Here is a 16,774-nt window from a genome sequence, read left to right on the forward strand (position 1 = left end):
GGGGAGCGACGTGGCTACTTACACACAATCCGCACCTGTCGGGACCCTTGGCGCTCCCGTAGTTCCTAAGTCCAAGGGACGCATCGTCGTCAACTGGATCACCTCCACTGACCACAAGACCATCGGGTACATGTACCTGATCGCCTCGTTTATCTTCTTCTGCTTCGGCGGCGTGATGGCCCTGCTCATCCGCGCCGAACTGTTCGAACCCGGCATGCAGATCCTGCAGACCAAGGAACAGTACAACCAGCTGTTCACCATGCACGGCACGGTCATGCTGCTCATGTTCGCCACCCCGCTGTTCGCCGGGTTCGCCAACGTCATCATGCCGCTGCAGATCGGCGCCCCCGACGTCGCCTTCCCGCGGCTGAATGCACTGGCCTTCTGGTTCTTCCTCTTCGGGTCGACCATCGCGGTGTCCGGCTTCATCACCCCGCAGGGCGCGGCATCGTTCGGCTGGTTCGCGTACGCTCCGCTGTCCAACACGACGTTCAGCCCGGGCATCGGCGGTGACCTGTGGGTCTTCGGCCTGGCGCTCTCCGGCTTCGGCACCATCCTGGGCGCGGTCAACTTCATCACCACCATCATCTGCATGCGCGCCCCGGGCATGACCATGTGGCGCATGCCCATATTCACCTGGAACACGCTGGTCACGGCCATCCTCGTGCTGATGGCCTTCCCGCCGCTGGCCGCCGCCCTGTTCGCCCTCGGAGCAGACCGCCGCTTCGGCGCCCATATCTTCGATCCGGAAAACGGCGGGGCCGTGCTCTGGCAGCACCTGTTCTGGTTCTTCGGCCACCCCGAGGTCTACATCATCGCGCTGCCGTTCTTCGGCATCGTCTCGGAAATCTTCCCGGTCTTCAGCCGCAAGCCGATCTTCGGGTACAAGGGCCTGGTCTACGCCACGATCGCCATCGCCGCGCTGTCCGTGACGGTGTGGGCGCACCACATGTACGTCACCGGCTCGGTGCTGCTGCCGTTCTTCTCGTTCATGACCATGCTCATCGCGGTGCCCACGGGCGTGAAGTTCTTCAACTGGATCGGCACCATGTGGCGCGGTTCCATCACGTTCGAGACCCCCATGCTGTGGAGCATCGGCTTCCTCATCACGTTCCTCTTCGGCGGCCTGACGGGCATCATCCTGGCCTCCCCGCCGCTGGACTTCCACGTCTCCGACTCCTACTTCGTGGTGGCGCACTTCCACTACGTGGTGTTCGGCACCGTGGTGTTCGCGATGTTCGCCGGCTTCTACTTCTGGTGGCCGAAGTGGACGGGCAAGATGCTCAACGAGCGCCTCGGCAAGATCCACTTCTGGCTCCTGTTCCTCGGCTTCCACGGCACGTTCCTGATCCAGCACTGGCTCGGCGTTGAAGGCATGCCGCGCCGCTACGCGGACTACATGCCGCAGGACAACTTCACGTGGATGAACCAGTTCTCCACCATCTCCTCGTTCGTCCTCGGCGCCTCACTGATCCCGTTCTTCTGGAACGTGTACATCACCGCGCGGAGTACGGAAAAGGTTCAGGTGGATGATCCCTGGGGCTTCGGTGCCTCGCTGGAATGGGCAACGTCCTGCCCGCCGCCACGCCACAACTTCACGTCCCTGCCCCGCATCCGCTCGGAGCGTCCGGCCCTGGACCTGCACCACCCCGAGCTCTCACAGCCACACACCATTGAGTCACCGGCACCGGCAGCAGCTGTGCTCGGCAACGCCGATCAGAAGGACACCGCGCAGTGAAGATCGAATCTTGGATTTTTGGAGCAGGAGTCTTCTTCTTCGTCCCTGTCTCAATGATTTACGGTTTCCTGACCAACTGGTCTGAGTGGGTCGGCATCCTGGGCATCCTCCTCGTGGGCGGCCTGGCCGGCATGATCGGCGCCTACCTCGGATTCACCGGCAAGCGCGTCGGCATGCGTCCCGAGGACCGCAACGACGCCGAGATCCACGAGGGCGCCGGCGAGCAGGGGCACTTCAGCCCGTGGAGCTGGTGGCCGCTGGTGCTAGGCCTGTCCTGCGCCACGGGCTTCCTGGGCCTCGCGATTGGCTTCTGGATCGTCTTCATCGCAGCGGGCATGGCTATTGTGGCCCTCGTCGGCTGGGTCTACGAGTACAGCCGCGGAGACCACGCACACTAACCCTCAGGACACACCCTGAACGACGGCGGGCCCCACCATTTGGTGGGGCCCGCTGTCGTTGTTGTTGGTGTTGTTGGCCGTGGCCATGGCCGCATGCCGTTGGTGTCAGCCCGCCTTTTGGGACTCCAGGAGTTCGGCGAGGCCCGATAGCGCGGATTCCGCCTCCACAACGCTGCGGCCGGCCGGGAGGGCCGCTTCGGTGACGCGGAGTTCCACCTCGCAGCCGCAGTTGAAGTCGGCGGTCATGACCTCGAGCAGGGAGCGGGCGTCGACGGCGTCAATGCCGGCCTTACGGATGGTCACCGGCAGCCCGGTCTCAGTCACGGCACGCACAAAGACCGCTGCCGGGCGGGCGTGCAGGCCAATGGCGGCAGTGACGGTTGCCTTACGAACTGGCAAGTGGACTCCTCTTCCTGGACGGAACGACGCCGTCGTCTTTTCATGTCTGACGTTAAGAATATCCGCCCGGCAGCGCCTCCGCGGCCGCCCCCGGTGCGTGGTCTAGACCTGACAGGCGAATGGCCTAACCTTGAAATGTGAACATGCATTCCAGGAGCAACGACTGTGGCCGCTAATGCTGCCGGCATTGCCGGCGAAATCGACAGGAAAAGCGGAACCCCCATCTACGTCCAGCTTCGCGAGATCCTCAGGACGTATATCGCCACCTCGTGCCCGCCCGGCTCCGGCCTGCCGTCGGAGCGCGACCTGGCGGAGCGCTTCGGGCTGGCTCGGATGACCGTCCGGCAAGCCATTGATGCGCTCGTGGGGGAGGAGGTCATTGAACGGGTGGTGGGGCTCGGTACGTTTGTCCGCAAGCCCAAACTTGATCTCCAGGTCAAGCTCACGTCCTACAGCGAGGAAATGCAGCGCCGCGGAATGGTGCCGGCCGCCAAAGTGCTGAGTTTTGAGCAGATCGCCGCCAGTGCCTTCCTCGCGCGCGAGTTGCAGGTGGAGGAGGGAACGCCCCTGGTGCGGTTCCGGCGCCTCCTGCTGGCCGATAACGAGCCAATGAGCGTGGATGAGAATTTCATCCCCGCGCACCGGGTGCCGGGCCTGCTGGACGGGGAGCCGCCCACCTCGCTGTATAACGTCCTCAGCGAACAGTTCGGCCTGGTCATGGAATGGGGCGAGGACATGATCGAAGCTACGGCCGCCTCGCCCTCCACTGCGCGGCTGTTGAACGTTGAAATAGGCTCCCCGCTGCTGAAGATCCAAAGGCACGCGTTCGTTGCGCGAGCCATGGTGGACTATTCCGTCTCCTACTACCGTGCCGACCGCTATAAGCTCTGGGTGCCGCTGCAGCGGCCCGGCATCCGGCCCGCGCGAAACTACGCCTCGGGGTACCGCCACCAATAGCCGGTTCCGCCCGGGAGGACTCGCCTGGCGGCGCACCGGGCGAGCAATGAACGCGACACAGAAAAGGCCCGGTCCAAAGCGGACCGGACCTTTTCTGTGTGCTGACCGTGACTAGCGGCAGGGCTAGTGGCTGAGCGTCTTGTGCGCCTCGCCGGCTTCCACTGCCTCGTGGTGGCCGTGGCCGGCCTCGAGTTCAGCGGGCGATGCCGGAGCAACCCTGTCCTCGAAGAACCACTGCGACAGCTTCGCCCGCCGGTTTTCCTTGCGGGTGACGACGCCGTTTTCGTTCGGCTCCGCAGGAAGGGGAAGTGGGGACTCGAAGCCGACGAGCTTGTAGCGCTTGTACTCGTCGAGGGGGGCGTGGACTTCGATGAACTCCCCGTGCGGCAGGCGCACTATGCGTCCGGTCTCCCGGCCGTGGAGGGCAATTTCGCGGTCCTTGCGCTGCAGGGCCAGGGCAACGCGCTTCGTGACGACGAAGGCGATGATCGGGCCGATGAAGAACAGTGCGCGCAGCCAGTACGTGACGTCGTTCAGTGCCACGTGGAAATGCGTTGCGATGAGGTCCGAGCTGGCGGCCGCCCACATGACGCAGTAGAACGTGAACCCGGCCATGCCGATGGCGGTACGGGTCGGTGCGTTGCGGGGACGGTCCAGGACATGGTGCTCGCGGTTGTCCTTGGTGATCCAGCGTTCGATCCACGGGTAGGTGAAGAGCACCGTGAACACGAGCCCGGCCGGAACGAGCGCCGGAAGCAGTACGTTCAGCGTCAGGACGTGGCCGAAGATGACGTATTCAAAGTGGAAGTCGCCGATCACACCGGGCATGAGGCGCAGTGCACCATCAACCCAGCCGATGTACCAGTCAGGCTGCGTGCCTGCGGACACGGGGGAGGGATCGTAAGGACCGTAGTTCCAGATGGGGTTGATCGTGAAGAACGCGGCCATCAGTGCGACCACACCAAACACGATGAAGAAGAAACCACCGGCCTTGGCTGCGTAAACCGGGCCGAGCGGGTAACCGACGACGTTGCCGTCGTTCCGGCCCGGGCCGGGGTACTGGGTGTGCTTGTGCACAACCACCATGAAGAGGTGCAGCACGATCATCAGCAGGATCAGGGCCGGCACCAGCAGGATGTGCAGCATGTACAGGCGGCCGATGATCATCGTGCCGGGGAACTCGCCACCAAAGAGGAAGAACGAGATGTACGTGCCGATGACCGGAATGGACTTGATGACGCCGTCGATGATGCGCAGGCCGTTACCGGACAGCAGGTCATCGGGGAGGGAGTAACCGGTGAAGCCGGCGGCCATGGAGAGGATGAGCAGGACGCCGCCCACCACCCAGTTGAGCTCGCGCGGCTTGCGGAACGCGCCGGTGAAGAACACGCGCAGCATGTGCACGGAGACGGAGGCAACGAACAGCAGCGCCGCCCAGTGGTGGACCTGGCGCATGAACAGGCCGCCGCGGACATCAAAGGAGATGTTCAGCGAGGAGCTGTACGCGACTGACATTTCGACGTTCTTCAGCGGCGTGTACGAGCCGGTGTAGTGCGTCTCGGCCATGGACGGGTCGAAGAAGAACGTCAGGAACGTTCCCGTCATCAGCAGGATGACGAACGAATACAACGCCACTTCACCGAACATGAAGGACCAGTGGTCAGGGAAGACCTTCCGGCCAAACTCACGAAGAATTCCCGAGCCGCCGACGCGTTCGTCGACGAAATCTGTAATTCGGCCGACTTTGGTCTTGGCTACGTAGGCGGGGGCTTCAGCCGTTGACGCTGCGCTCATGCTCATCACGCTCCCAGTAACTTGGTCCTACAGGTTCTTTGAAGTCGCTCGTAGCGACTAGGTAGCCCTCATCGTCAACTGCGATGGGCAGCTGGGGGAGGGGACGGCTGGCCGGGCCAAAGATAACCTTGCATTCCTTGGTGAGGTCGAAGGTCGACTGGTGGCACGGGCACAGCAGGTGGTGCGTCTGCTGCTCATACAGTGCAACAGGGCATCCGACGTGGGTGCAGATCTTGGAGTACGCGACGATGCCGTTGTAGCCCCAGTTCTCCCGGCCGGGAGACGGGTTGAGCGAAGCCGGATCGAGGCGCATGAGCAGAACGACGGCCTTGGCCTTCTCGTTCAGCTTGCCTTCGTGGAGTTCGTTCAGCCCTTCCGGGATGACGTGGAAGGCCGAACCGATGGTGACATCCGAGGCCTTGATGGGCGTTCCGTCGGGGTCGCGGGTCAGGCGCTTGAGCTTGCCCTCCTGCGGGGCCCACATGGTGTGCGCCAGCTTGTCGTCAGGCCGGGGACCAAGGTCGCCGAAGACTGCCAGGGCCGGGAGCGGTGCCAGAGCCACGGCACCGAGCAGGGTGTTCCGGATGAGGGGACGGCGCTTGATGCCCGTTTCCTCGACGATGTCGTCAACGATGCGCACCGCTGCCTGGCGGTCGTCTTCCTCGCGGATTGCGTGACGTTCCTCGGATACTTCGTGGTCCGGCATCAGGGCCTTGGCCCAGTGCACAATGCCCGTACCGATGCCAAGCATCGCGAAGGCCGTGCCCACGCCGAGGAGCGCGTTCTGCAGCCGGATCGTAGCGATCGTTGAGTCACTGCCCAGGTCAATAGCGAAGTACGCCACCAGGAAGATCACGGTGCCAACGACCGACGTGCCGAACAGAATGGCTACCTGCCGTTCTGCTCGCTTTGCGGCCTTCGGGTCCGTGTCAGCCAGGCGCAAACGGTGCGGGGGAATTCCAGGATCCTGGAACTTCTCCACCTCATTCTGACCAGCCGTAGCTACGGTGCCCGAGTGGTTCGGACTGCCGTCACTATGGTTGCCCATGATTCGCCTCATCCTTCTCTCGTCTCGGCGTTGCCGAGTTAATGTTCAATTTCAAACCTGCTGAGCGGTCAGCAGGACGTTTCTTTGTTGTGACCTGCGCGCTAGGACGTGCGGGACGTCAGCCAGATGGTGAAGGCGATGATCACGCCGAGGCCGGCGATCCAGACGAACAGACCCTCAGATACGGGGCCGAGGGCTCCGAGGTCGGCGCCGCCGGGAGATCCGTTGGCTTCAATCTGCTTCAGGAAGGTGATGATGTCGCGCTTGCCTTCGGGGGTGATGTTGGAATCGCTGAAGACCGGCATGTTCTGCGGGCCGGTGGCCATGGCCTCGTAGATGTGCTTACCGGTTACGTCAGCGAGTGCCGGTGCAAATTTGCCGCGGGTAAGTGCTCCACCGGCTGCTGCCGCGTTGTGGCACATGGCGCAGTTGGTGCGGAACAGTTCCCCGCCCTTGGCAGAATCGCCCTTTTCGTCAAGGAGTCCTGCTTCGGGAATGGACGGGCCGGGGCCGAGGGAGGCGACATAGGCGGCCAGCTGGTGGGTCTGCTGGTCATTGAACTGGGCAGGCTTCTTGTAAGCCTGGGGTCCGTTCATCTGCATGGGCATGCGGCCGGTGCCAACCTGGAAGTCAACGGCAGCGGCGCCGACGCCAACCAGGGACGGGCCGTCCTGCGTTCCGCTGGCACCCATGCCGTGGCAGGTGGCGCAGTTAGCTGCGAAAAGCTTGCCGCCCTCCTCGGTGTCGCTGGCGCTGAAGTCGGCAGTGCTGGCTTTCGCCTGGTTGACGGTGGTGGCAACGGCGTACAGCCCACCAGTGAGGAGGAGACCCATCAACAGCAGCGCAATGGCTGCCAGTGGGTGACGTCGCTTCTGCGAGAGTGCCTTCACGTGGTGGTTCCTTTATTCGATCGTGCGTCGGCTCCGCGAGCCGCTTCTTGAAATTCAGTCTCTTGGCAAAGAAGAGTCAAGTTTTGGCTACTGGAGGACATAGATGACCAGGAAGAGGCCAATCCAGACGACGTCCACGAAGTGCCAGTAGTACGAGGTGACAATCGCCGACGTTGCCTCGAAGTGGCCGAACTTCTTCGCAGCGAAGGAGCGGCCCATGATGAGGAGGAAGGCGATCAGGCCGCCGATGACGTGCAGGCCGTGGAAGCCCGTGGTCATGTAGAAGGCGGAGCCGTAAGCGTTCGTGGACAGCGTCACGTGCTCGGAAACCAGCATGGCGTATTCCGTGGACTGGCCGGCAACGAAGAACGCGCCCATGAGGAACGTCAGGGTGAACCACTCGTTCATGCCCCAGCGGGTGAACTGCAGCGGACCTCCGCTGCGGCGCGGCTGGAGCCTTTCGGCGGCGAAAACGCCCATCTGGCAAGTGAATGAACTGGCCACGAGGACGATCGTATTGACGAGCGCAAAGGGGAAGTTGAGCTTTGCTGTCTCTTCCGCCCACATCTGTCCGGACGTAGACCGGAGTGTGAAGTACATGGCGAAGAGGCCGGCGAAGAACATCAACTCGCTGGACAGCCAGACTACGGTTCCAACAGAAACCATATTAGGGCGGTTCAGCGTGGGGTGCGCCGGGGTACTGGGGGCATGGGTCGCAGATGTCACATAGACATTATGTCTGTAAAACTCCGTCCTGCCCAACGCAAACCGCCTTTTGCGGAGACTTTTTCTACAAAGACGCGAAATCGCGCTGAAAAGTTCCCGGCACCGTTCACATTGGTTTTCTGAAGGCGCACCTCGATAGCATCAGGAGGTGACTTCTCAGGCATCGGCACTGGCGGCAGGCAACACCTGGCCGCGGCTCATCTCCGCACTGATGGACGGTAAAGACCTGACTGCGGACAACACGGCATGGGCCATGGACACCATCATGTCCGGGGAGGCGACGCCCGCCCAGATCGCCGGCTTCCTTGTTGCGCTGCGCGCCAAGGGCGAGACCGTGGAGGAGCTCGCCGGCCTCGTCGACGCCATGGTTGCCCACGCGAAGCCCATTGATATTGCAGGCGAGAAGCTCGACATCGTGGGCACCGGCGGGGACCAGCTCAACACCGTCAACATCTCCACCATGGCGGCGCTTGTCTGCGCCGGAGCCGGCGCCCGGGTGGTCAAGCACGGAAACCGCGCCGCGTCGTCGTCGTCAGGCTCCGCTGATGTTCTCGAGGCCCTCGGCGTGCGGCTGGACCTTTCCATCCCGGACGTTGCCCGCAACGCGGAAGAGGCGGGCATTACGTTCTGCTTTGCCCAGGTGTTCCATCCGTCGTTCCGCCACACCGCGGTGCCCCGCCGGGAGCTCGCCATACCAACGGCCTTCAACTTCCTGGGGCCGCTCACCAATCCGGCCGGGGTCCAGGCCTCTGCCGTCGGTGTCGCCAACGCGCGCATGGCGCCCCTCGTGGCCGGCGTCCTGGCCAGGCGGGGAAGCCGCGGCCTGGTATTTCGCGGCAGCGACGGACTGGATGAACTAACCACCACCGGCCCGTCGACGGTGTGGGAGATCCGCAACGGCGAAGTGACTGAACAGCAGTTTTCGCCGCAGGACCTTGGAATCCGTCCCGCAACTGTGGAAGAGCTCCGCGGCGGTGACGCCAAAGCCAATGCCGCCGTCGTCCGTGACGTCCTGGCCGGCGTGTCCGGTCCGGTCCGCGACGCTGTTCTGCTGAACGCGGCCGCGGGGCTCGTGGCCTACGATCTTGACGCCGCCGGGCCCCTGACTGAGCGCATGCGCCTGGCGCTCGGACGGGCCGCCGAGTCGGTTGACTCCGGCGCCGCCGCTGCAGTCCTCGACAAATGGGTCAGCCTGACCCAGGCGTAGGACTGCAAAAGGGGATGGCCCGGCACTACGGTGCCGGGCCATCCCCTTTTCAATTTCAGTGCCGGCTACTCGAACCCCAGCGCAAAGGCGGCGTCGAGGTCATGCTGCGAATACGCGCGGAAGGCTATGTGCGTGGTGGTGTGCACCACGGCGGGCACCTTGGACAGTTTGTCGGCGATCACGTCTGCAAGGTCTTCATGGTGTGCCACGCGGGCCACGGCGATCAGGTCCCATTCTCCGGTGACAGAGTAGACCTCGCTGATGCCCTGGATGGCGGAGATCTCCTCGGCTGTCTCCGGGATTCGCGAGGCGTCGGTCTTGATCAGGACGAATGCGGTGATCACTGTGAACCCTTCGGATCAGTTGTGCCGTGACGGTGCCCGGCTCGTGTGCGCTGGTGGTGCCAGCCTAGTACATCAGCCTCGCCGCCGGGATCGCCGCAGCCGGAGCAGGCCGGCGGCCAGAAGGCGGTAGCCGAGCAGGAAAACGGCGAGGCTCAGGAGCGCCACAATGATGAACGCCAGCACGACTGCCTGCCCCGTAAGGGCGCGGATGACCATTCCGATGCCCACGGCGCCAAGCCATACCGCAACGCCGGCCGGCCACACCGCCAATGGCCGGCGCCACACGCGCAGCAGGAGCCAGGCGGCCGCTGCACCGGCCAGGAACGGCCAGGCGGTGAGCAGGATTCCCGCCACGGATTCCCCCCGTGAATGGGCGTCCCGGCCTATGGCTGCGAACGTCAGGATGAGCACGGTGTCCGCGGCCGCCGCTGCTGCAATGATTCGGGGAGTGGACCGCTGGATCACGGGTTTTTCTGTGGAACGCATGCTCCCGAGCCTATCGGGTCCGGGGCCGGCTGTTCCGCGGCAGGTGTTGCCCCGAACGGCAAAATCGCCGACGATGACTCGACCGGTCCATGCACCGTCCAGCGAAGGAGGACCAGTGAGACTCGTACAGATCGCACAGCACGCCGAGAACCTCGACCGGGCGGCGGAGTTCTATTCGGCCCTGCTGGGGACCCGGCCGCAGGCCGTGTTTGACCCGCCGGGACTGCTGTTCTTCGACCTCGACGGCGTTCGCCTCCTGCTCGAGAGGGGAGCCCCGCCGTCGCTGATCTACCTGGCCGTCCCGGACGTCAGGCGGCTGATGCCTGAACTGGAGGCTGGCGGGGTCGAGGTGGTGGCCCCACCCGAGGTGATTTTCCGTCACGAGGACTCAAAGCTCGGCCCCGCGGGAACCGACGAATGGATGGGTTTCATCAGGGACAGCGAAGGAAACACGGTGGGACTGGTGAGCCAGCTGCCGGGCGGCGGGTCCGCGGCCTAGCTGGACTGCTCAGGCGGCTTTGCTGGTGGCGATCTTTGCGGCAAAGGCCAGGAGGACGACGCCGGCGATCCGGTCTGTTGCCTTGGACACCGTGTCCGACTGGAGCCAGCGCCGCGCATGATGGGTTGCCAGAATGATCAGCGCGAACCAGGCCATTCCTTCGACGTTGTGAACCAGCGGCAGCAGGACGCCCATCAGGAGCGGGGACGCGCCCGGCGGCAGGAACTGCGGGATCATCGCCATGTAAAAGACGCCCACCTTGGGATTCAGCAAGCTGGTGGTGATGCCCGACAACCACGCCGCGCGCGCACTGCCTTGCCCGGCCGCGATTGCGGTGTCAACGGCTGCGCCCCGGCGGAAGCTGCGCACGATCATATTGATGGCCAGCCATGCCATGTAGCAGGCGCCGGCCACTTTCAGCACCGTGAAAGCCGCTTCGGAGGCAGCCAGCAGCGCCGACGCACCGAGCGCTGCGGCTATGCCCCAGAACACCGTGCCGGTGCAGATGCCTGCCGCGGTGGCAAACGCCGATCCGTGGCCCCGGCTGATCGCCGTGCGCAGAACCAGCACCGTGTCCATCCCCGGAATGACGGTCAGGAGGGCCGCGACGAGCGCGAACTGAAGGAGTGCTTCGGAAATCGCCATAATCGATGCTAAACGGACCACCCGGGAAGCGCGCAAAAGTGACCCCGCCCGCCGTTGTCTCTGCGCGCGGGTAGGGGAATACGCTCAAGCCGCAGCAGATCGTCCCGTCGGTGCCGGTGATTACGTTGTCCGGGTCCCGATTGAAATCACCGCGGTGAGGAAAACGGGAAGTGCTGCTGCCGAAACGGCGACGAGGATGCCTGCTCCCACCCACGCGGGTACCTGCGTCCTCCCGCGCCCTCCCAACGAGCCGGCAGGAAAGATCGTCATCCAGGTGAGCAGCGCCAGTGCGCCCAACCCCACGGCGACGGCCGCGGGCGGGAAGAGCACGAATCCCAGAAGCAGCGGAACGTAGTATTTGGCTGTCCTGTCGGACCACAGGGGCAGCCATTCACTCCACCAGCCAGCCGCGGCCGCGGCTATGGCGCAGTGCAGGATCGAGAGGCCCGCGAACAGGGCGACTGCGAGCCAACCGGGTCCCATTGAAGTCGATGTTGTCTGCGCGCAGGGGATCGAGCAGGGCGCCCAGCCAAATGAGAACGAGGATCCCAAACAGGGGTCCTGCCAGCCGGCCGGCCGGAAGCCAGCGGTGCAGGACAACGAACAGGATCGCGACGAGGTATCCGGCGGGCAGTCCGGCGACGACAAACAAGACCAGAGACCCCTCAAGGGTTGGGAAGCCGACGTTGGCCTGTGCCTCCGTCAGCCTGCCCTGGGCGGAGTCCGGCGAGGTGAACGCAAGGACCCGCATGATCAGCCGGCCGCCGGGCCACACGGCCAAAATGCGGAGGCCAGCGCCGCGAACGTGGCCACATTGGCCCACCAGAGATAGTTCCGGAGCGCAGCGATTTTGGCGTCTGATGGGTCAACCCTCGCTCCGCCGGCTCCGCCGGCTGCGCCCGGCGGGGGAGCTGCAGAGTCAAACGGGGGAGAAGGAGCAGCGGCGGGCTCGGCGTTGGCAGATGCGGGGTACGCAAGGCGATGGCCTCCCCACCGGATCACCGTAAAGAGGCCGAGCAACAGCAAGACGGTGCACCCGATCACTATTGCGGGGGCCATTTGCGATCACCACCGGGCTAGGGATGTGACCATTGTGCTCCCCGGGGCCCGCCGGGCCATCCCTAGATTGCTTCGATGATTCCCTTGAGGTTCGCGAGCTGGGCGACTTCGGATTCCATGGTTTTGGTGACGAGGGAGTCCAGGACCCTCATCATCAGCGGAAGTTTGAGGTCTAGGCTGAAACGGACCGTGGTGCTTCCCTCATGTTCCGCTAGCTGATAGCGGCCCGCGGGGCGGGCGGGTCCGGCCACCACCTGGAAGCACAGGAGGCGGCCCGGCTCGGCGTCGGTAATTTCGTAGTCTCCCTGCAAGGGCCGCCCTTTGGGACCGGTCAGCGTTTGGCTGTATACGGCTCCGGGTTCGCCGGCGGCGCCGCTCTTGAGGGCAATTTTTTGGACGCCCGGCCGCCACTTCGGGTTGTTGAGCCCGTCCGCGAGGAAGGCGTAGACCTCCCCGGCGGGTCGGCTGATGGTGATGTCGTTCTCGGCGTGTGCCATGTTGTTCCTCTCGGCCGGGCACTTCGATTCTCGGACTTCGTCCGGACCATGTGGCTACAGCCTACGTTCAGGCTAGGTGCTCCTCGGAGCCAGCGTCAGCGTGGCGACGCTTTCCAGCCGGGGGTGCAGGTGGTCGCCGTCGTCCACCACGCCGGTCTGCCACCAGAGCTTCAGGCCCTCCGGCGCCACCTCGAGGCAGGCAAGGTTGTTGTAAAACCACGGGCCCTTGAGTCCGGACCAGCGGAAAGGCGGGTCCGGGACACGCGCCGAATGCGCGGCCAAGGAACCGATCGGCGCGGCCAGGCCATAGGACATGATGGCAGCGAAGGACCTCATGATCCGTGGCAGCGGGTTGCGGATGGGGGAGCAGACTGCCTGCACTATCCGGCTGCCCGCGGCACGCTCCACCTCCGAGACGAAGGAGTAGTGGACGTCACCGGAGAGGAAGGCGACGACTTCTGGTGCTGGGCCGCGTTTGCCGTCGGCGACCTCGGCCACCATGTCCGCTACCCTCCGGAAGCTCTTTTGGAAGGCACCCCAGTGTTCAAGGTCCAGCGCCTGCCGCAGCCTTTCGCCGGCACGGGCAGACAGTTTTCCCCAGGCGCCTTCAGAAACGGCCTCGTTCCAGGACTCCACATAGTGCAGGCCCATCGGCAGCAGGAACGGCAGGGACGTCGCAACCAGCAAGTGGCGGAAACCGCCTCGCACCCGGCTATCGAGCCAGGTCATTTCCGCCTCGTCAATCAGCGCGCGGTCTTCAGGGGCAAGGTTCCGGGCGGCGCGGGAGTCCACCACTATCAGTCGCGTGTCCCCGAAGTCACGGCAGTAGCTCCACCGGTAGGACGTCGGATCCCGGTTGGCCCGTTCGGCGAAGCTGTCCAGCGCTTCGCTCAGGTCAAGCTCGGTTTCGCCCGTGTGCCCGGCGATCTGCTGCCATAGAGCATCCTCCGAACGCTCCAGCGGCGACAGGTTCCCGAGATGCTGGTAGACCCAGTATGAGGCCAGCCCCGAAACAATCCGCTCACGCCACCACGACGTGGCTTCCATTTTCTTCCTCCAGCTGCGTGAGGCGTTCCAATCGTCGCGGATGTCGTGGTCGTCAAAGATCATGGCGCTGGGAAGGGTGGACAGCAGCCACCTGTTTGCCGGGTCCGACCAGGCCAGATTGTAGAGGTGGGCGTACTCCTCGTAGTCCTTGAGCTCCTTGCCCGGCGGCGCGTCGATGTCCCGGCGTGCGCTGATGAATTCCTGCATCTGCTCGCTGGTCAGGTCCGCGTACACCTGATCCCCGAGGAACGCCAGCAGATCCGGCCACGCCTGGGCACTGCCCGAGGCCATCCCGAGCGCGAATGCGCGGAGTGCGTCAACGCCGTGGGTCCGGTTGCCGGACGCATCGTGCGGGACACTGGTGCGGCACGAGCCGTAGGCCATCCGGAGCGGCTTGCCGGGTTTCAGTGTCGGGATCACCGGCGGCGGGAACCCGGACGCAGGTTCCGGCCAGACCTGCGTTCCGTCGATTTCAAGGGTGTAGGGCGTGACAGTTCCTGCCGCGAGTCCGTCCAGCGGCACCAGCGCGTAGTGGTGGCCGTGCACTGCGAAGGTGCGGGCCTCCCATTCCCTGCCCCCGGCACGCACCGCGACCCGGGCAGCTTCCAGGGTCTCCACCCAGATACTCGCCGAGGTTTCATCCACGTATCGCATCATCGGGCCGAGCACCAGGAGCGAGGTCGTCATGACTCAGTTGTACCTGCTGGGGCCGGGTGCGGCCATGGCTCGGCGGGAGTTTGTCATGGCGGGCACATAGGGCTCTGGGCGGCCTCGTAACCAGATCCAAGGGAACGTTCAGGAACCCGCGGTATGACTGGATGATGCGGGAGTACAAAGACAGCGAAGATTCGGCTCAGTCTCCCACCTGGTTGCCTTATCTCAAGTACGGGTCCATCATCCTTCTCGCCGCTTTCGCCGTCTGGATCCTCGTGGTGGCCCTTGCCCGGTAGCTCAAAGACTGCATCCGTTCGGGCAGCCACATCGTGCGCTGTGCGTTCGACGATCAGCACCCGTTGCTAGTCGCGCGCACGACGAAGCCGCTTTGCGCGGCAGCCGGAACAAGCCGCAGGCATAGGATGCCTGTATGGGACTAATAATTGCGCTTCTGGTCATCTGGCTTGTTCTTTCGATCGTTGGCTTTGCCGTGAAGGGCCTGATTTGGCTGGCCATCATCGGCCTCATCTTGTTTGTCGCCACGGGCGTGTGGGGCTGGGTGAAGCGGAAGGCTAACGTTTGATCCGCGACTTGGCCTGACTTGGCGGCGGCTGCACCGAATTGGTGCCGGCCGCCGCTTTCGTTTTGTGTGGCCAACGACGGCGACCAGGGCCGGACTTTCTTGTTCGCCCGACAGCGCAGCCCAGGCAGGTTGGGTCTGCGCGCCGTTGCCAAGCTGGGTATATTGGCATTAGTGGCAGCGCTACGGCAGCCCCAAAGCGGGCGGCCTCTAAGAAGTAACTCTCAGTACCTGTGAATGTTTGGGAAGCGAGGGCCAGATGTCTCACGCCATTCCGCCCGGGGCCAGCAGGCGTCTGTACAACGAAGACCTGGCACCTGCCGAGCATCGCACGTGGGGCTTCTACTCGCTGTTTGCGATGTGGATGTCGGACATTCATTCGCTCGGTGGTTATACCTTTGCCGCTGGCCTCTTCGCGTTGGGCCTGGGTGCATGGCAGGTGTTCCTTGCTTTGGTGGCGGGAATTGTCATCGTCTTCTTCCTGATGAACTTCTCCGGATACGCCGGCCAGAAGACCGGCGTTCCCTACCCGGTGCTCGCCCGGGTTTCGTTTGGAACATTCGGCGCGAACCTGCCGGCCCTGATTCGTGCGCTCGTGGCGATCGCCTGGTATGGCATCCAGACGTGGCTGGCCTCTCGCGCCGTCATCATCATCCCGTTGAAGATCTGGCCCGGACTGCAGGGTCTGACGGAGAACAACTTCCTTGGTGAGTCCACGCTGGGCTGGCTGGCGTTTGTGTTGATGTGGTCGCTCCAGCTTCTTTTGCTGCGAAACGGCATGGAGACCATCCGGAGGTTCCAGGACTGGGCCGGTCCTGCCGTCTGGGTGGTGATGGGCCTGTTGGTCGTCTATATCCTGATCAACGCGGGCTGGAATATTTCCCTCGATCTGCCCGGGGGAAACGCTCAGTGGGGGGCAGCACATGCCTTCCTTGCCGCCGTCGCGCTGACGGTGACCTACTTCTCCACACTGATGCTGAACTTCTGCGATTTCTCCCGGTTCGCGCCGTCCCGCAAGGCAGTCCGCACCGCGAACCTGTGGGGGCTGCCGGTGAACTTCATCGCCTTCTCCGTGGTCTCAGTCGTCGTCACCGCCGGAACGTTCAAGGTCTACGGGGAACACATCTACGACCCGGTTGAGATCGTCGGGCGGATCGACAGCATCTGGGCTCTGCTGCTCGGGGCCGTCACCTTCGCTGTCGCAACGCTGGGAATCAATGTCGTGGCAAACTTCGTCTCGCCGGCCTATGACCTCGCGAACGCCTGGCCCTCGAGAATTGATTTCAAGCGCGGCGGCCTGATAGCGGCAATGATCGCGCTGGTCATTACGCCCTGGAATCTGTTCAACAGCCCGGTCGTGATCAGCCTTTTCCTCGGCGGGCTCGGCGCGTTGCTCGGGCCGCTTTTCGGGATCATCATGGTCGACTATTACGTGCTCCGCCAGCAGCACGTGCTGGTTCGGGACCTGTTCAGGGAAGAGGGGTACTACACGTATACGGGTGGCTGGAACCGGAAAGCGGTCATCTCCTTCCTTGTCTCGGCGGTCCCGGCAGTGGTTGTCGCTCTCGTTCCCGTATTCGGTGCACTGTCGGCCTTCTCCTGGTTCATCGGAGCCATCGCGGCGGCCGCAGTGCATTACTTCATTTCGCGCCATGACACGAGCCTGGCCGAATCGATCGCCGCCGCGGCCGCTGAAGAAACGGAGCCGGAAGCTGCTTGGACACAGATTCCCTTTAGTGCGAAAGCGTCGACCGGGCGGACCGCCATCCACGGCGGCACCGCGCGAAAGAAATAGGCTTCGGCTGT

Annotated in this window: 19 protein-coding genes; 7 read left to right on the forward strand and 12 right to left on the reverse strand. The window is 63.9% G+C overall.

Annotated elements, in window-relative coordinates; genetic code table 11:
- Positions 1–10: 10 nt before the first annotated feature.
- The gene (gene ctaD, locus B1A87_RS06570) at positions 11–1,738 is read left to right on the forward strand and encodes a cytochrome c oxidase subunit I (protein ID WP_144275737.1); all 1,728 of its coding nucleotides are present in this window, start codon (positions 11–13) and stop codon (positions 1,736–1,738) included.
- Positions 1,735–2,136, forward strand: coding sequence for a cytochrome c oxidase subunit 4 (locus B1A87_RS06575; protein ID WP_078027827.1), 402 nt, complete (start codon positions 1,735–1,737; stop codon positions 2,134–2,136). Before ctaD ends, B1A87_RS06575 begins: the two co-directional genes overlap by 4 nt.
- Before the next feature lie 105 nt (positions 2,137–2,241).
- On the opposite strand, the gene B1A87_RS06580 is transcribed toward B1A87_RS06575, so the two are convergent.
- Entirely contained in the window at positions 2,242–2,535 is a 294-nt protein-coding gene (locus tag B1A87_RS06580; RefSeq protein ID WP_078027826.1) for an HPr family phosphocarrier protein, read from the reverse strand.
- 165 nt (positions 2,536–2,700) lie between these two features.
- Here B1A87_RS06580 and B1A87_RS06585 point away from each other — a divergent pair, with 165 nt between their 5' ends.
- Entirely contained in the window at positions 2,701–3,492 is a 792-nt protein-coding gene (locus tag B1A87_RS06585; protein WP_078027825.1) for a GntR family transcriptional regulator, read from the forward strand.
- Positions 3,493–3,615: 123 nt separating this feature from the next.
- Here the strand turns inward: B1A87_RS06585 and B1A87_RS06590 are convergent, their stop codons facing one another.
- From B1A87_RS06590 to B1A87_RS06605, 4 genes are all read right to left on the reverse strand, one after another.
- On the reverse strand, positions 3,616–5,286 hold the full coding sequence (locus B1A87_RS06590) for a cytochrome bc complex cytochrome b subunit (RefSeq protein ID WP_078027824.1): 1,671 nt from the start codon (positions 5,284–5,286) through the stop codon (positions 3,616–3,618).
- Positions 5,264–6,334 carry a ubiquinol-cytochrome c reductase iron-sulfur subunit gene (locus B1A87_RS06595; RefSeq protein ID WP_078027823.1) on the reverse strand — a complete coding sequence of 357 codons (1,071 nt, stop codon included), beginning with the start codon at positions 6,332–6,334 and terminating at the stop codon, positions 5,264–5,266. The genes B1A87_RS06590 and B1A87_RS06595 overlap by 23 nt, the downstream gene beginning before the upstream one ends.
- 101 nt (positions 6,335–6,435) lie before the next feature.
- Positions 6,436–7,224, reverse strand: coding sequence for a c-type cytochrome (locus B1A87_RS06600; protein WP_078027822.1), 789 nt, complete (start codon positions 7,222–7,224; stop codon positions 6,436–6,438).
- A gap of 87 nt (positions 7,225–7,311) precedes the next feature.
- A complete protein-coding gene (locus B1A87_RS06605; protein WP_078027821.1) occupies positions 7,312–7,890 on the reverse strand; it encodes a heme-copper oxidase subunit III in 579 nt (192 codons plus the stop codon).
- A gap of 208 nt (positions 7,891–8,098) precedes the next feature.
- On the opposite strand from B1A87_RS06605, the gene trpD reads away from it, so the two are divergent.
- Positions 8,099–9,157 carry an anthranilate phosphoribosyltransferase gene (gene trpD, locus B1A87_RS06610; RefSeq protein WP_078027820.1) on the forward strand — a complete coding sequence of 353 codons (1,059 nt, stop codon included), beginning with the start codon at positions 8,099–8,101 and terminating at the stop codon, positions 9,155–9,157.
- A 65-nt stretch (positions 9,158–9,222) separates the two neighbouring features.
- Here the strand turns inward: trpD and B1A87_RS06615 are convergent, their stop codons facing one another.
- Positions 9,223–9,501, reverse strand: a complete 279-nt coding sequence (locus B1A87_RS06615; protein WP_078027819.1) for an Lrp/AsnC family transcriptional regulator — start codon at positions 9,499–9,501, stop codon at positions 9,223–9,225.
- 72 nt (positions 9,502–9,573) lie between these two features.
- A complete protein-coding gene (locus B1A87_RS06620; RefSeq protein WP_078027818.1) occupies positions 9,574–9,987 on the reverse strand; it encodes a DUF3054 domain-containing protein in 414 nt (137 codons plus the stop codon).
- 115 nt (positions 9,988–10,102) lie between these two features.
- On the opposite strand from B1A87_RS06620, the gene B1A87_RS06625 reads away from it, so the two are divergent.
- Entirely contained in the window at positions 10,103–10,486 is a 384-nt protein-coding gene (locus tag B1A87_RS06625; protein ID WP_078027817.1) for a VOC family protein, read from the forward strand.
- A 9-nt stretch (positions 10,487–10,495) separates the two neighbouring features.
- Here the strand turns inward: B1A87_RS06625 and B1A87_RS06630 are convergent, their stop codons facing one another.
- From B1A87_RS06630 to B1A87_RS06650, 5 genes are all read right to left on the reverse strand, one after another.
- Positions 10,496–11,131, reverse strand: coding sequence for a LysE family translocator (locus B1A87_RS06630; RefSeq protein WP_078027816.1), 636 nt, complete (start codon positions 11,129–11,131; stop codon positions 10,496–10,498).
- A 120-nt stretch (positions 11,132–11,251) separates the two neighbouring features.
- Positions 11,252–11,614, reverse strand: coding sequence for a hypothetical protein (locus B1A87_RS06635; protein WP_139362762.1), 363 nt, complete (start codon positions 11,612–11,614; stop codon positions 11,252–11,254).
- Complete coding sequence (locus B1A87_RS06640; RefSeq protein ID WP_144275738.1) at positions 11,523–11,912, reverse strand: hypothetical protein; 390 nt, start codon at positions 11,910–11,912, stop codon at positions 11,523–11,525. The genes B1A87_RS06635 and B1A87_RS06640 overlap by 92 nt, the downstream gene beginning before the upstream one ends.
- 340 nt (positions 11,913–12,252) lie before the next feature.
- Complete coding sequence (locus B1A87_RS06645) at positions 12,253–12,687, reverse strand: SRPBCC family protein (RefSeq protein ID WP_078027813.1); 435 nt, start codon at positions 12,685–12,687, stop codon at positions 12,253–12,255.
- A 72-nt stretch (positions 12,688–12,759) separates the two neighbouring features.
- Positions 12,760–14,421, reverse strand: coding sequence for an alkaline phosphatase D family protein (locus B1A87_RS06650; RefSeq protein ID WP_144275739.1), 1,662 nt, complete (start codon positions 14,419–14,421; stop codon positions 12,760–12,762).
- Positions 14,422–14,818: 397 nt separating this feature from the next.
- Here B1A87_RS06650 and B1A87_RS06655 point away from each other — a divergent pair, with 397 nt between their 5' ends.
- Complete coding sequence (locus tag B1A87_RS06655) at positions 14,819–14,971, forward strand: LPXTG cell wall anchor domain-containing protein (RefSeq protein WP_139362761.1); 153 nt, start codon at positions 14,819–14,821, stop codon at positions 14,969–14,971.
- Positions 14,972–15,227: 256 nt separating this feature from the next.
- A complete protein-coding gene (locus B1A87_RS06660; RefSeq protein ID WP_260680716.1) occupies positions 15,228–16,763 on the forward strand; it encodes an NCS1 family nucleobase:cation symporter-1 in 1,536 nt (511 codons plus the stop codon).
- Positions 16,764–16,774 lie beyond the last annotated feature (11 nt).

It is taken from the genome of Arthrobacter sp. KBS0703 (genome assembly GCF_002008315.2).
Classification (GTDB): domain Bacteria; phylum Actinomycetota; class Actinomycetes; order Actinomycetales; family Micrococcaceae; genus Arthrobacter.